General features: G+C 62.4%; 14 protein-coding genes and 1 pseudogene. 9 read left to right on the top strand and 6 right to left on the bottom strand.

Annotated elements, in window-relative coordinates:
- Positions 1-2: 2 nt before the first annotated feature.
- On the bottom strand, positions 3-683 hold the full coding sequence (gene radC / locus OSW16_RS00915) for a RadC family protein (RefSeq protein WP_267820049.1): 681 nt from the start codon (positions 681-683) through the stop codon (positions 3-5).
- A gap of 130 nt (positions 684-813) precedes the next feature.
- On the opposite strand from radC, the gene coaBC reads away from it, so the two are divergent.
- The 4 genes and pseudogenes from coaBC to argB all read left to right on the top strand — a co-directional run bounded on the left by coaBC (position 814) and on the right by argB (position 4,938).
- Positions 814-2,025 carry a bifunctional phosphopantothenoylcysteine decarboxylase/phosphopantothenate--cysteine ligase CoaBC gene (coaBC, locus tag OSW16_RS00910; RefSeq protein WP_267820047.1) on the top strand — a complete coding sequence of 404 codons (1,212 nt, stop codon included), beginning with the start codon at positions 814-816 and terminating at the stop codon, positions 2,023-2,025.
- A 5-nt stretch (positions 2,026-2,030) separates the two neighbouring features.
- Positions 2,031-2,486, top strand: a complete 456-nt coding sequence (gene dut / locus OSW16_RS00905) for a dUTP diphosphatase (RefSeq protein ID WP_012312134.1) — start codon at positions 2,031-2,033, stop codon at positions 2,484-2,486.
- Positions 2,487-2,622: 136 nt separating this feature from the next.
- A pseudogene (locus OSW16_RS00900) lies at positions 2,623-4,002 on the top strand (phosphomannomutase/phosphoglucomutase); the annotation flags it as partial.
- 30 nt (positions 4,003-4,032) lie between these two features.
- On the top strand, positions 4,033-4,938 hold the full coding sequence (gene argB, locus OSW16_RS00895) for an acetylglutamate kinase (RefSeq protein WP_241806754.1): 906 nt from the start codon (positions 4,033-4,035) through the stop codon (positions 4,936-4,938).
- Between the two features lie 286 nt (positions 4,939-5,224).
- Here the strand turns inward: argB and pyrE are convergent, their stop codons facing one another.
- Complete coding sequence (pyrE, locus tag OSW16_RS00890) at positions 5,225-5,866, bottom strand: orotate phosphoribosyltransferase (RefSeq protein WP_011536401.1); 642 nt, start codon at positions 5,864-5,866, stop codon at positions 5,225-5,227.
- An 80-nt stretch (positions 5,867-5,946) separates the two neighbouring features.
- Here pyrE and OSW16_RS00885 point away from each other — a divergent pair, with 80 nt between their 5' ends.
- Positions 5,947-6,726: an exodeoxyribonuclease III gene (locus OSW16_RS00885; protein WP_012312131.1), complete on the top strand. Its 780-nt coding sequence runs from the start codon at positions 5,947-5,949 to the stop codon at positions 6,724-6,726.
- Between the two features lie 60 nt (positions 6,727-6,786).
- Here OSW16_RS00885 and rph read toward each other — a convergent pair whose 3' ends face one another.
- Positions 6,787-7,509: a ribonuclease PH gene (rph, locus tag OSW16_RS00880; protein ID WP_012312130.1), complete on the bottom strand. Its 723-nt coding sequence runs from the start codon at positions 7,507-7,509 to the stop codon at positions 6,787-6,789.
- 227 nt (positions 7,510-7,736) lie between these two features.
- Between rph and OSW16_RS00875 the strand changes: the two genes are divergently transcribed.
- A complete protein-coding gene (locus tag OSW16_RS00875; RefSeq protein WP_267820041.1) occupies positions 7,737-8,600 on the top strand; it encodes a YicC/YloC family endoribonuclease in 864 nt (287 codons plus the stop codon).
- A gap of 13 nt (positions 8,601-8,613) precedes the next feature.
- Positions 8,614-9,234 (top strand): guanylate kinase, encoded by a 621-nt coding sequence (gmk, locus tag OSW16_RS00870; RefSeq protein WP_241806752.1) that lies wholly within the window; start codon positions 8,614-8,616, stop codon positions 9,232-9,234.
- Positions 9,235-9,266: 32 nt separating this feature from the next.
- Here the strand turns inward: gmk and OSW16_RS00865 are convergent, their stop codons facing one another.
- The 3 genes from OSW16_RS00865 to OSW16_RS00855 form a co-directional block, all read right to left on the bottom strand.
- Positions 9,267-10,805, bottom strand: coding sequence for an APC family permease (locus tag OSW16_RS00865; protein WP_241806750.1), 1,539 nt, complete (start codon positions 10,803-10,805; stop codon positions 9,267-9,269).
- 114 nt (positions 10,806-10,919) lie between these two features.
- On the bottom strand, positions 10,920-11,669 hold the full coding sequence (locus OSW16_RS00860) for a gamma-glutamyl-gamma-aminobutyrate hydrolase family protein (RefSeq protein WP_267820038.1): 750 nt from the start codon (positions 11,667-11,669) through the stop codon (positions 10,920-10,922).
- Between the two features lie 4 nt (positions 11,670-11,673).
- Positions 11,674-13,017, bottom strand: a complete 1,344-nt coding sequence (locus OSW16_RS00855) for a glutamine synthetase family protein (RefSeq protein WP_372490517.1) — start codon at positions 13,015-13,017, stop codon at positions 11,674-11,676.
- Between the two features lie 244 nt (positions 13,018-13,261).
- Here OSW16_RS00855 and OSW16_RS00850 point away from each other — a divergent pair, with 244 nt between their 5' ends.
- Complete coding sequence (locus tag OSW16_RS00850) at positions 13,262-14,134, top strand: LysR family transcriptional regulator (protein ID WP_241806746.1); 873 nt, start codon at positions 13,262-13,264, stop codon at positions 14,132-14,134.
- A gap of 203 nt (positions 14,135-14,337) precedes the next feature.
- Positions 14,338-14,601, top strand: coding sequence for a DNA-directed RNA polymerase subunit omega (gene rpoZ / locus OSW16_RS00845; protein WP_012312123.1), 264 nt, complete (start codon positions 14,338-14,340; stop codon positions 14,599-14,601).
- Positions 14,602-14,636: the final 35 nt, after the last annotated feature.

Raw genomic sequence — 14,636 nt, 5'->3', positions numbered from 1 at the left:
AACTAAGCGATAATCCACCCCTGCTCCACCATCGACAGCGGCTCCCCATCACCGACGATGATGTGATCGAGCACCCGCACGTCGATCAGCGCCAACCCCTGCTTCAATGCAAGCGTCATGTGCACATCGTCCTGGCTCGGCTCACTGTTACCCGAAGGATGGTTGTGGCAGAGAATCAATGCCGCAGCGTTATGCATCAACGAACGGCGCACCACCTCCCGCGGATAGATGCTGGCCCGGTCGATCGTCCCTCTGAACAGGATTTCGAACGCCAGCGGCCGGTGTTTGCTATCCAGGAACAGGCAGCCAAATACTTCGCTGGGCTCATGACGCAGCATGGCTTTCAGGTACCTGCGCACCGCCGACGGGCTCTCCAGGGCGCAGTCGCGCTCGATCGCAGTGGCAAGGTTGCGCCGGCCGATCTCCAGCAGTGCCTGCAGCTGCCCATACCGCACCGGCCCAAGCCCGAGCTCCCCCACGAATGCTTCCCTGTCAGCTTCAAGCAACTGGCGCAAGCCGCCGAACCTGGCGAGCAACCCTCGCGCCAGCTCCACCACGTTGCGGCCTCTCACGCCAGAGCCGAGAAACACAGCCAGCAATTCGGCATCCGAAAGGCTGCCCACCCCTCGCTGCATCAGCTTTTCCCTGGGCCGCTCCTCGGCTGGCCACTCCCTTATCTTCATTGCATCTCCTCTGCGCCCTGCTGCGACACGTTTAGGCCCTGTGTTAATCTATTTCGCCTAGTACATGCGACGTTCTGCCGCAGGCAATCCTGTTCGTCGCTGCCCGCTCTCTCTGGAAAAAGGCAAGCCTATGCAGCGGCTGTATCGCAAGCGCATCGTTCTCGGCGTGGGGGGCGGCATTGCCGCCTACAAGAGCGCCGAGCTGATTCGCCGACTCCTGGAGCACGGCGCGCAAGTGCGCGTCGTCATGACCCGTGGTGGTGCTGAATTCATCACCCCGCTGACCCTGCAGGCGCTGTCCGGCCACCCGGTACACATGGATCTGCTCGACCCTGCCGCCGAAGCGGCCATGGGCCATATCGAGCTGGCAAAATGGGCCGACCTCGTACTGATCGCCCCCGCCACCGCCGACCTCATGGCGCGCATGGCACAAGGCATGGCCGACGACTTGCTGACCACCCTGGTACTGGCCACCGACGCCACCGTGGCCGTGGCGCCGGCCATGAACCAGGCCATGTGGCGCGACCCGGCGACCCAGGCCAACCTGGACCTGCTCAAGACCCGTGGCATCCAGGTGTTCGGCCCGGCCTCCGGCAGCCAGGCCTGCGGCGACATAGGCCTGGGTCGCATGCTTGAAGCCACCGACCTGGCCTGGTGCGCCGCCGAGAGCTTCAAGCGCCAGGCGCTCACCGGCAAACATGTGCTGATCACCGCCGGGCCCACCCAGGAAAACATCGACCCGGTGCGTTACATCACCAATCATAGCTCCGGGAAGATGGGTTTCGCGTTGGCCGAGGCGGCCGCAGAAGCCGGTGCTCGGGTGACCCTCGTCACCGGCCCTGTGCATCTGCAGACCCCGGACCGGGTCAACCGGATCGACGTGGTCAGCGCGCGGGACATGCTTGCAGCCTGCGAGGCGGCCATGCCGTGCGACCTGTTCATCGCCTCGGCAGCGGTCGCGGACTACCGCCCGGAGGTCGTTGCCACACAAAAGCTCAAGAAAGATCCCACGACAGGCGACGGCATGCTGCTGCAGATGGTGCGCAATCCCGATATCCTTGCCACCATTGCTGGACGCGACGACCGCCCGTTCAGTGTCGGCTTCGCTGCCGAGACCGAACATCTGCTCGATTACGCCACGCGCAAGCTCAAGGACAAGAACCTCGACCTGATCGTCGCCAATGATGTGGCCAACCCCAGCATCGGCTTCAACAGCGAGGAAAATGCCCTGACCGTGATCGACCGCCAGCAGCATCAAACCCTCTTCGCGCAGACCAGCAAAGGCAAGATTGCCCGGCAACTGGTCGCCTTCATCGCCGAACGGCTCAACCAGGTTCAATAAGTTACATGCACGCTCTTCAAGCCAAGATCCTCGACCCACGCCTGGGCAGTGAATTTCCGCTGCCGCAATATGCCACCCCTGGCTCCGCCGGCCTGGACCTGCGCGCCCTGCTCAAGGAAGACACCGTCCTGGAGCCGGGCCAGACCCTGCTGATTCCTACCGGCCTGTCGATCTATATCGGCGACCCGGGCCTGGCCGCGATGATCCTGCCCCGCTCGGGCCTGGGCCATAAGCATGGCATCGTGCTGGGTAACCTGGTCGGCTTGATCGACTCGGACTACCAGGGTGAGCTGATGGTGTCGTGCTGGAACCGTGGCAACACGCCTTTCACCATCGCCGTTGGCGAGCGCATCGCCCAGCTGGTGCTGGTACCGGTGGTACAAGCGCACTTTGAAGTCGTCGAGGCCTTCGACGAAAGCCAGCGCGGCACCGGCGGTTTCGGCCATTCCGGCAGCCACTGAGCCGACCGGCGACCGGCGACCGTTCAGGCCATGGATGGCGAACTCTCTGATGAAACCACCGTCCAAGCGTTCAGTTTGCGCCTGCCCAGACAGCCTTTGACTAATGGAGCTTCCAGAGATGAACGACATGGCCCAACGGGTCCCCGCACTGCCCGACAGTATTTTCCGCGCCTATGACATCCGTGGCGTGGTCGGCAAGACCCTGCACGCCGACACCGCTTACTGGATCGGCCGCGCCATTGGCGCGCAGACGCTCGCCCAAGGCGAGCCACAGATTTCCGTTGGCCGCGATGGCCGCCTGTCCGGCCCGCTGCTGGTCGAACAGCTGATCAAAGGCCTGGCCGATGCCGGTTGCCAGGTCAGCGATGTTGGCCTGGTGCCGACCCCGGCACTGTATTTTGCTGCCAACGTCCTGGCCGGCAAGTCCGGCGTGATGCTGACTGGCAGCCACAACCCTTCGGATTACAACGGTTTCAAGATCGTCATCGCCGGCGATACCTTGGCCAACGAACAGATCCAGGCCCTGCTGACCCGCCTGAAAACCAATGACCTGACCCGTGGCGAAGGCAGCGTGGAGAAGGTCGAGATCCTCGAGCGCTACTTCCAGCAGATCGTCGCTGACGTGAAGCTGGCGAAAAAGCTCAAGGTGGTGGTGGACTGCGGCAACGGCGCTGCCGGCGTCATCGCGCCGCAGCTGATCGAAGCGTTGGGCTGCGAAGTCATCCCACTGTTCTGCGAGGTGGATGGCAACTTCCCCAACCACCACCCGGACCCGGGCAAGCCTGAAAACCTTGAAGACCTGATTGCCAAGGTCAAGCAAACCGGTGCCGATATCGGCCTGGCCTTCGACGGCGACGGTGACCGCGTCGGTGTAGTGACCAACACCGGCAGCATCGTTTACCCCGACCGCCTGCTGATGCTGTTCGCTCAGGACGTGCTGGCGCGCAACCCGGGGGCCGAGATCATCTTCGACGTCAAGTGCACCCGCCGCCTGACACCGCTGATCGAGCAACACGGCGGCCGCGCCTTGATGTGGAAGACTGGTCACTCTTTGATCAAGAAGAAGATGAAGCAGAGTGGTTCGTTGCTGGCCGGCGAGATGAGCGGGCACATCTTCATCAAGGAGCGCTGGTACGGTTTCGACGACGGCATCTACAGCGCCGTACGCCTGTTGGAGATCCTCAGTAAGGCCGAGCAGGACGCCGAAAGCCTGTTTGCCGCATTCCCGAACGATATTTCGACGCCGGAAATCAATATTGATGTGACCGACGAGGGTAAATTCAGCATCATTGATGCACTGCAACGCGACGCCGACTGGGGCCAAGCCAGCCTGACCACCATCGACGGTGTGCGGGTCGACTATGCCCAGGGCTGGGGCCTGGTTCGCGCCTCCAACACCACACCGGTGCTGGTGCTGCGTTTCGAGGCCGAAACCGACGCCGAGTTGCAACGTATCAAGGATGTTTTCCGCGCCCAGTTGCTGCGGGTTGCCCCTGAGCTGCAACTGCCGTTCTGACCGACTATCTGTTCCTTACAGGAGCCCTGCATGACCCTCGATCGCGATGCCGCTTCCCATGTAGCCGAGGTTTTGTCCGAAGCGCTGCCTTACATCCGCCGTTTTGTCGGCAAGACCCTGGTGATCAAGTACGGCGGCAACGCGATGGAGAGCGAAGAGCTCAAGACCGGGTTCGCCCGTGACATCGTGCTGATGAAGGCCGTGGGCATCAACCCGGTGGTCGTGCACGGTGGCGGCCCTCAGATCGGCGACCTGCTCAAGCGCCTGTCGATCGAAAGCCACTTCATCGACGGCATGCGTGTCACCGACGCGGCAACCATGGATGTGGTTGAAATGGTGCTGGGGGGCCAGGTCAACAAGGATATCGTCAACCTGATCAACCGTCACGGTGGCAGCGCCATCGGCCTGACCGGCAAGGACGCGGAGCTGATCCGCGCCAAGAAGCTCACCGTGAGCCGCCAGACGCCGGAGATGACCCAGCCGGAAATCATCGACATCGGCCACGTCGGCGAAGTGGTCAGCGTCAACACCGACCTGCTGAACATGCTGGTCAAAGGCGACTTCATCCCGGTGATCGCGCCTATCGGCGTGGGCGCCAACGGTGAGTCGTACAACATCAACGCCGACCTGGTGGCAGGCAAGGTGGCCGAAGCACTGAAGGCCGAGAAGCTGATGCTGCTGACCAACATCGCCGGCCTGATGGACAAGCAAGGCCAGGTCCTGACCGGCCTGACCACCGAGCAGGTGAACGAACTGATAGCCGACGGCACCATCTACGGCGGCATGCTGCCAAAGATCAAGTGCGCGCTGGATGCGGTTCAGGGCGGCGTGACGACCTCGCACATCATCGACGGCCGCGTACCGAATGCGGTGCTGCTGGAGATCTTCACAGACAGTGGCGTGGGCACCCTGATCAGCAACCGCAAGCGTCACTGATCGCCGGAAGTGGCTCCAGATGCTCGCTGGCCCGATCGATCGCGCTCGGGCTATTGCAGCTCCGCTATGGGGGCTGCTGCGCAGCCCATCGCCGGCAAGCCGGCTCCCACCACGACCGCGTAGCTCTTCAGGCCGGCGCTTTACCTTTGGAAGCAACCGGCTTGCCCAACTTCCAAAAGCCGGCGCAATCCATGTGGGAGCCGGCTTGCCGGCGATAGCGCCCGTATAGGCAGCGCATAAAAAAAGGCGACCCGCTAAGGTCGCCTTTTTCATTTCCGAGCCGCAGTCAGATCCCGTACTGCGCCCGATAGGCCTCGACCGCCGGCAGATGCTGCTTGAGCTGCGGATCATCGGCCAGAAACTCCAGCACCTGGGTCAGCGAAACGATGCTGACTACCGGGATACCGAAGTCGCGCTCCACTTCCTGGATCGCCGACAATTCGCCATTGCCGCGCTCTTCGCGGTTAAGCGCGATCAGCACGCCAGCGGCCTTGGCCTGCTGGGCATTGATAATCTGCATGACCTCGCGGATGGCGGTACCGGCGGTGATCACGTCGTCGATGATCAGCACATCACCGGCCAATGGCGCGCCGACCAGGCTGCCGCCTTCGCCGTGATCCTTGGCTTCCTTGCGGTTGAAGCACCACGGTACGTCCAGTTGATGTTGCTCGGCCAGGGCCACGGCGGTGGCCGCAGCCAGCGGGATACCCTTGTAGGCCGGGCCGAACAGTACGTCGAACGGGATCTTGCTGTCGACGATGGCCGCCGCATAGCAACGCCCCAACTGAGCCAGGGCAGAACCTGTGTTGAACAGGCCGGCATTGAAGAAATACGGGCTGGTACGCCCCGATTTCAGGGTGAATTCACCGAAGCGCAGAACGCCGCGATCGATGGCAAAACGGATGAAGTCGCGCTGATACGGCTGCATGGAAAGTCCCGGACACCACGGATTTAGCTAAATGGGTTGAGCTCGGGTATCATACACGCACGAGATTTTTGGGGCCATTTATGCGGATCATCAGTGTGAACGTAAATGGCATTCAGGCTGCAGCCGAGCGTGGATTGCTCAGTTGGCTGCAAGCCCAGAATGCCGACGTCATCTGCCTTCAGGATACCCGCGCCTCGGCCTTTGAACTCGACGACCCAGCTTTCCAGCTCGATGGCTATTTCCTTTATGCCTGCGACGCGGAGGTACCCGCCCAAGGTGGCGTGGCACTTTACTCGCGCATGCAGCCCAAGGCAGTCATCACCGGCCTGGGCTTCGAGACAGCCGATCGCTACGGGCGTTATCTGCAAGCAGATTTCGACAAAGTCAGTATTGCCAGCCTGCTATTGCCTTCGGGCATGAACGGCGACGACGACTTGAACCAGAAGTTCAAGTTGATGGACGACTTCGCCAAGTACCTGGACAAGCAGCGGCGCAAGCGTCGTGAGTACATCTATTGCGGCTCGTTCTACGTGGCGCAGCAGAAGCTCGACATCAAGAACTGGCGTGACAGCCAGCAGTCGCCCGGCTTCCTGCCGCCTGAACGTGCCTGGATGGATGCGATCACTGGCGACATGGGCTACGTGGATGCCCTGCGCGAAGTCAGCCGTGAGGGTGACCAGTACAGCTGGTGGCCAGACAACGAGCAGGCCGAGATGCTCAACCTGGGCTACCGGTTCGACTACCAGATCCTCACCCCAGGCCTGCGGCGCTTTGTGCGCAATGCGCGCCTGCCGCGACAGCCGCGCTTCTCGCAGCACGCGCCGCTGATCGTCGACTATGACTGGACGTTGACCATCTGAGCACTGCTCAGGCACGAAAAAGCCGACATCGATGTCGGCTTTTTTGTACCTGCTGCTCACTCAGTCGGCCAGAGCGACCTGCTGCAGTTCGAAGATCTCGTTCATGCCCTTTTGCGCCAGCGCCAGCATGGCGTTGAAGTCTTCGGGCTGGAACGGCGCACCCTCTGCAGTACCCTGCACTTCGATGAAACCACCGGCACTGGTCATGACCACGTTCAGGTCGGTCTCGGCAGCGGAGTCTTCCAGATAGTCCAGGTCGAGTACGGCTTCACCCTGATACATGCCCACCGATACGGCGGCGATCATGTGCTTGAGCGGGTTGCCGGCCTTCAGGCCACCACGCTTCTTGATCACTGCCAGGGCATCGACCAAGGCGACCATGGCGCCGGTGATCGAGGCCGTGCGGGTGCCGCCATCGGCCTGGATCACATCGCAGTCGACGTACAAGGTGATGTCACCCAGTTTGCTCATGTCCAGCGCGGCGCGCAGCGAGCGGCCGATCAGGCGCTGGATTTCCAGGGTGCGACCACCCTGCTTGCCACGGCTGGCTTCGCGCTGGTTACGCTCACCGGTGGAGCGCGGCAGCATGCCGTACTCGGCGGTCAGCCAGCCTTGACCCTGGCCTTTGAGGAAGCGCGGCACACCGTTTTCAACGCTGACCGTGCAGATGACCTTGGTGTCACCGAACTCGACCAGTACCGACCCTTCGGCGTGCTTGGTGTAGTTGCGGGTGATGCGGATCGAGCGGAGCTGATCGGCGGCGCGACCACTTGGACGTTTCATCTGGGATACCTGTACTGGGACTTTGAATCTGCCGGGCATTATAAAGCCCGTAGCCCGGTGAGGACATGCTTATCGTCGCGCCGCGCACAGCCTGTCGCCTTTTCCCACCGGCAGACGAGGGCTCTGTAACATGGGCGGATTGGGCGCCAAGGGCACACTGCGCTACAATCCTGCGCCTTGCAGCCGAAAGGCTTTCCCGTTCACATCATCTACGCGAGGTACTCACCATGGTGCACAGCATGACCGCTTTTGCTCGTGTCGAGCGCGCAGGCAGCCAAGGCACCCTGGTCTGGGAACTGCGCTCGGTCAACCACCGCTATCTTGAACCTCATCTGCGCCTGCCCGACGCCCTGCGCGACCTGGAAGGGGCGGTGCGTGAGGGGCTGCGCCAAGGCCTGTCGCGCGGCAAGGTTGAATGCACCTTGCGCCTGCACGAAGACAGCAACGGCAAACCCCTGAAGGTCGACCACGAGCGCGCCGCGCAACTGGTTGCCGCCGCCGAAGAAGTGGCCGGCCTGATCAAGCAGCCGGCACCGCTCAACCCGCTGGAGGTATTGTCCTGGCCGGGCGTGCTGGTGGCCGACGCCAGCGACCCGCAGGCGCTCAATGCCGAAGCGGTGGCACTGTTCGACGAGGCCCTGGCCGAATTGAAAGCCGGGCGCCTGCGCGAAGGCCAAGAGCTGGCCCGCCTGATCAACGAGCGGCTCGACAGCATGGCTAGCGAGGTCACCACACTGCGTGCCTTGGTACCGCAGATGCTGGCCGCACAACGGCAGAAGATCATCGACCGCTTCGGCGACCTCAAGGCCGAGCTCGACCCGCAAAGGCTCGAGCAGGAGATGGTGCTGCTGGCACAAAAGAGCGACGTCGCAGAGGAACTGGACCGCCTCAGTACCCATGTCAATGAAGTACGTCGGGTGCTCAAGTCCGGAGGGGCCGCTGGCCGGCGCCTGGACTTCCTCATGCAGGAGCTCAACCGCGAGGCCAATACCCTGGGCTCCAAGGCCTTCGACCCGCGTAGCACGCAAGCGGCGGTCAACTTGAAGGTACTGATCGAACAAATGCGTGAACAAGTACAGAACATCGAGTAAGGCCACCCCTACCATGAACCACAGCAGCGGCACCCTCTATATCGTCTCGGCCCCGTCAGGTGCCGGCAAGACCAGCCTGGTCAACGCCCTGATCAAGGAAGACGAACGCATCAGCGTTTCCGTCTCGCACACCACACGCGGCAAGCGCCCGGGCGAGGAGCATGGCGTCAACTACCACTTCGTCAGTCATGACGAATTCAAGGCGCTGATCGACAAGAACGATTTCCTTGAACACGCCGAAGTGTTCGGCAACTTCTACGGCACCTCGCGTAGCACGCTGCAGCAAGTGCTGGACCGGGGCGACGACCTGATTCTGGAAATCGACTGGCAAGGTGCCCGCCAGGTGCGTGAGCTGATGCCTGAAGCCCGCTCGATCTTCATCCTGCCGCCGAACCTTGAGGCGCTGCGCCAGCGCCTGGACGGGCGCGGACAGGACAGCGATGAGATCATTGCCGGCCGCATGAAAGAGGCCGTCAGCGAGATGCAGCACTACGACGAGTACGAGTACGTCATCATCAACGATGACTTCGATGCCGCGCTGGAGGAATTGAAGGCGGTGTTCCGCTCCAACCGCCTGCTGCTGAACAAGCAGCAGGAGCGGCACGGGGCATTGCTCAAGCAGTTGATCGGCTGAAGAGAGCTGGGGCGCACAGCGCGCCCCAAGCATCAGTCCTGCAGCTGCAGGGTCGCCTGCTGTCGCAGGGTAGCGCCCAGGAAGTAAGCCGGCGCACGCATCCGCGACAGCATCATCAGCACTATCCCCAGTGCCGAGATGATCGCCGCAATCACGAACACCAGCCCAACGCCAGCCACATGCGAGCCACTGCCAAAGTCCGGCGACGCGCTGTCGATGGCGGTGCGCACGAAGATCACCGAAAGGATCACCCCACCCAACAACGGGCACAGGCCGCGCATGCAGAAGTGGCGCAGGCTGTCGAACAGGCTGTGGCGGAAATACCACACGCAGGCGAACGCGGTCAGCGAATAGTAGAAGCAGATCATCATGCCCAGGGCGGTGATGGTGTCCGCCAGCACGTTTTCGCTCAGGGTACGCATGGTCACGTAGAACAGGCCTGCGGCGACGCCGGCACAGATGGTTGCGTAACGTGGCGTCTGCGAACGCGGGCAAACCTTGGCAAAACGCTCAGGCACCGCACCGTAGTAACCCATGGCGAGCAGCGTGCGCGCTGGCGAGACGAAGGTCGATTGCAGCGAAGCGGCGGTGCTCGCCAGCACGGCGATGGACATCAGGATCGCCAGCGGCCCCATGACGGGCCCGGCCAGGTGGGCAAAGACGTTCTCCTGGATACGCGGATTGTTCAAGCCCAGCCCATGCTCGCTGATCCCGGCGAATTGCAGGGTAGCGATGGCAGTGAGCAGATACAGACCCAGAATCAGCAGCACGGTCCAGGTCGCCGCCTTGCCCGGTACCTCGTCGCTGCCGATCGATTCTTCACTGACGGTCAGGCACACGTCCCACCCCCAGAAGATGAAGATCGACAAGGACAGGCCGGCGGCAAAGGCCGAGAACGACTCCACACCGAAGGGGTTGAACCAGGCCAGGTCGAACTCCAGCGGGGCAGGCGCGGTGGTCTCACCGAACGCGGCGAAGGCGAAGCCGATCAGCACCAGCAGCTGCAAGGCCACCAATCCATATTGCACGGTCATGGTGGTGGCCATGCCGCGACAACAGATCCACACGGCCATGGCGATGAACACGCAACAGGTGGTGATGTTGATCAGCAGGTTATCCGCCAAGGCAGCCAACCCCTGGTGACCGGTGATCTGCCCCAGGAATAGATAGAAGAAATCAACGGCCACGCCGGCCAGGTTGGACAACACAATGGTGGTGGCAACGACCAGCCCCCAACCACCGATCCAGCCGATCATCGGGCCGAAGGCACGGGCCGACCAGGTAAAGGAAGTACCGCTGTCCGGCTCCGCCGCGTTCAGCTCACGGTAGCCAAGGGCAACCAGCAGCATAGGCAGGAAGCCAACGATGAAGACGGCCGGAAGGTGCTGGCCGACCTCCCGCACGGTGGGGCCAAGGGCCCCAGTCAGGGTGTAGACCGGGGCGATTGTGGAGATGCCCAGCACCACGCTGGCCAACAGGCCAAGACGCCCTTTTGCCAGGCCTTTGCTGCGCTGAGTGCTGCCTGAATCGGCCACATCGGGTGGGCGGCCAGCTTCTGTGTAATTGCTCATGAGTATTTGCCGTAACTATTGGAATTGTTGTCACAGGCCCTGCGAACAAGGCGCTTTCACTCATTGAAAGCTTGCGTATCGGTATCAGTCATCCAAGACCTTCGGGTAACGACCCTACCGTGCAGCATGGGCAATGCAGGCCTCGCGAAACGCCTGGAACAGGCGCTTGGAGACCGGGTTTTCGGCAAAACGCCACTCCGGGTGCCACTGCACGCCGAGCACAAAGCCAGGCGCATCAGGCATCGACACCGCTTCGATCAGGCCATCCGGGGCCCGCGCCTCGACACGCAGGCCCGGGGCCAAGCGGTCGATACCCTGGCTGTGCAGCGAGTTGACCTCGAACTGCGCAGCCAGGCCCAGGCGCTCGAACACCCCGCCAGGCACAATGCCGACAGGATGACGAGGGCCGTATTGCACCTCCAGGGGTGCGTCCTCAGGTTCACGGTGGTCCAGGTAACCCGGCAGCTCGTGCACGCGCTGGTACAAGCTGCCGCCGAGGGCCACGTTCAATTCCTGGAAACCACGACAGATACAGAACACCGGCACGCCGGCGGCGATGGCCGCCTGCAGCAGCGGCAAGGTCAGGCGGTCACGTGCAAGATCGTGCCGGGTACCTTCCGCGCTGGGGGCGCCATTGTAATGATGCGGCTCGACATTTGAAGGCGAGCCGGTAAAAAGAATGCCATCGAGCCGTGCCAGCAAAGCCTGCGTGTCGCTGCCGCCGTCGCGGGCCGGCAGGATCAGTGGGAGCCCGGCAAAGCCGGCCGCCTCGACATACTTGTCACCCACCGTGTGCGACGAGTTTTTTCCTACCTGCTGACGGCAGGCGCTGACACCGATCAAGGGGACCGCAAATGCGCTCATGGGCTTACACCGTGTGCAGGTACCAGTTGTACTCGAGGTCGGAGATCGATACTTCGAACTCGGCCAGCTCACTTTCCTTGCAGGCCACGAAGATATCGATGTAGTCCGGGCTTATGTATTGGTTGAGGACTTCGCTGTCATCCAGCGCGCGCAGCGCATCGCGCAGGTTGTTCGGCAGGCTTTGCTCCAGCTGCTCGTACGAATTGCCCTCGATCGGCGCACCAGGTTCGACCTTGCTGGTCAAGCCGTGGTGGATACCGGCGAGAACCGCGGCGAGCATCAGGTAAGGGTTGGCATCGGCCCCCGCCACGCGGTGTTCGATGCGCACGTTTTCGCTGCTGTCAGTCGGTACGCGGACAGCCACGGTACGGTTGTCCAGGCCCCAGCTCGGCGCGTTCGGCACGTAGAACTGTGCGCCGAACCGGCGGTAGGAATTGACGTTCGGGCACAGGAACGCCATCGACGCCGGCATGGTCTCCAGCACGCCACCAATGGCATGGCGCAGCGCGTCGCTCTGCAGCGGGTCTTCATGGGCAAAGATGTTCTTGCCGGTCTTCTTGTCGAGCAGCGAAATGTGCACGTGCAGGCCGTTGCCCGCCTGCCCCGGGTACGGCTTGGCCATGAACGTGGTGTCCATTTCATGGTCGTAGGCGACGTTCTTGACCAGGCGCTTGAGCAGGATCGCGTAGTCGCACGCCTTCAGCGGGTCGGCAACGTGATGCAGGTTGACTTCGAACTGCGCGGGGGCGCTTTCCTTGACGATGGCATCGGCCGGCAGGCCCTGCTCCTTGGCGGCTTCCAGCATGTCCTGCAGGCAGTCGACATATTCGTCGAGGTCGTCGATGAGGTAGACCTGGGTCGACTGCGGACGCTTGCCTGAAGTGGGTGAGCGCGGCGGCTGCGGGCGACCGTTGAGGTTGTCCTGGTCGATCAGGTAGAACTCCAGCTCGAACGCGGCGCAGATGTCCAGGCCCAGGTCATCGAACTTGCTCACCACCTGGCGCAACACTTCGCGTGGGTCAGCGAAGAACGGCTCGCCCTCCAACTCGTGCATGGTCATCAGCAACTGGGCGGTCGGGCGCTTTTGCCAGGGCTCGTTGCACAGCGTCCCGGGGATCGGGTAGCAGATCCGGTCGGCATCGCCGATGTCCAACCCAAGCCCTGTGCTTTCAACGGTCGAGCCATTGATATCGAGGGCGAACAGCGATGCCGGCAGGTTGATCCCCTTTTCGTACACCTTGTGCAGGCTGGCCCGCTCGATGCGCTTGCCACGTACCACGCCATTCATGTCGGAGATCAGCAGATCGACGTACTGGGTTTCCGGATGGGCCTGGAGGAAGTCTTTCATCTCGCTGGAAGAACTGGCGCACGGGGTGACCGACGTCATGGTGTACATCCTTTGAAGGGCTGCGGCGATAGGGGGATACGGCTGGCGCCTCACGGGCGACGATGGTTGCAGCTGTTGTTTTTTTAACTTTCCCATCGTGGGGATTGGTTGCCCGACCGAGCGCATTGATTCCCGGGGGCAGTTCCACTATAAAATGGCCTCAACGCAACAGACATTGGCATTTCGGCAAGTAGAGCGTGCACCAATGCAATATCAGATCACCCACGCCGACCTCTCCCTGGTCCTGGCCCTGGAGCGCGGGCGCTCACTGGCCAAGGCCGCCGAACTGCTCAAGGTCGATGTATCGACCGTGTTCCGTTCGATTCGCCGGCTCGAGTCGGCACTGGGCACCGCACTGTTCGTCAAGAGCCGCAAGGGATACCTGCCGACCGACACGGCCCAGGCCCTGGCCGAGCAGGCCGAACGCGCCGAGCAGGCACTGGATGCCGCGCGCATCGCCATGACCAGTGGCGAGCAGGTGGTCAGCGGTACCGTGCGCCTGACGTGCACCGAGGCGGTCATGCACAGCTTGCTGCTGCCGGCCCTGGCCGAGTTCATGCCCAATTACCCGGCACTGTCGCTGGAGATGGGCACGTCCAACACCTTCGCCAACCTCAGCAGGCGCGATGCCGACATTGCCCTGCGCCTGACCAATACGCCGCCTGAGCACCTGGTCGGCCGTTGCCTGGGTTCGACGTCCTATGTGATCTGTGGCCAGGCGCAATGGCGCGAACGCCTGAGCGAGTCTCACCACAACGTGCCATGGATTGCCCCGGACGACTCCATGCAGGACCACCCCACCGTGGTCTGGCGCAACCAGCAGTACCCCGGGCTGAGCCCGCGCTACCAGTGCAGCAGCATGTCGACCATTGCACAGCTGGTGAGCACGGGGCTGGGCGTTGCGGCACTGCCCGACTACATGGTCCACGCGCTGCCTGGCGTCGAGGCGCTGAGCGGACCGCTGGCCGGTTGCGACACCCAACTGTGGTTGCTGACCCGGCCCGATTGCCGGGCTTTGCGCTCGGTGCAGACATTGTTCGAAGAGCTGACCCCGAGGTTGCGCGGCGCGATGTTGTGAGATACAAGATGAGTGTGTCTGTTACGGCCCTTTCGCGGTGGTTCGGCGCCTCGACAAGGCCGCGTGCGCAGGGTGAAGGATGCAGGCCTGATTGGGTAGCCGGCAAAACAGCGCTTCCCTATTGGCTGGTGATTTTTTAAACTATCGAGTCCGCCTGCCCATATTGGGCTGCACGCCCATCGCATTTGCTACTGAGGAAGACCATGGCCCGCGTAACTGTTGAAGACTGCCTGGAACACGTGGATAACCGTTTTGAGCTGGTCATGCTCTCGACCAAGCGCGCCCGTCAGCTGGCTACCGGCGGCAAAGAGCCGCGCGTAGCGTGGGAAAACGACAAGCCAACCGTCGTTGCCCTGCGTGAAATCGCAGAAGGCATCGTCACCAACGAATTCATTGCTGCTGAAGAGATCGTTACCGAGGATCCGGTCTTCGCCGCCTTCGAGGACGAGTCCAACGAGGCTGTCTGATCCATGCCTGGTCGACGTCGCGCGGCACAAGGCCC

Origin of the sequence: Pseudomonas putida (genome assembly GCF_026625125.1) — a bacterium.
GTDB lineage: Bacteria > Pseudomonadota > Gammaproteobacteria > Pseudomonadales > Pseudomonadaceae > Aquipseudomonas > Aquipseudomonas putida_X.
This window is presented reverse-complemented; position numbering and strand designations above follow the sequence as displayed.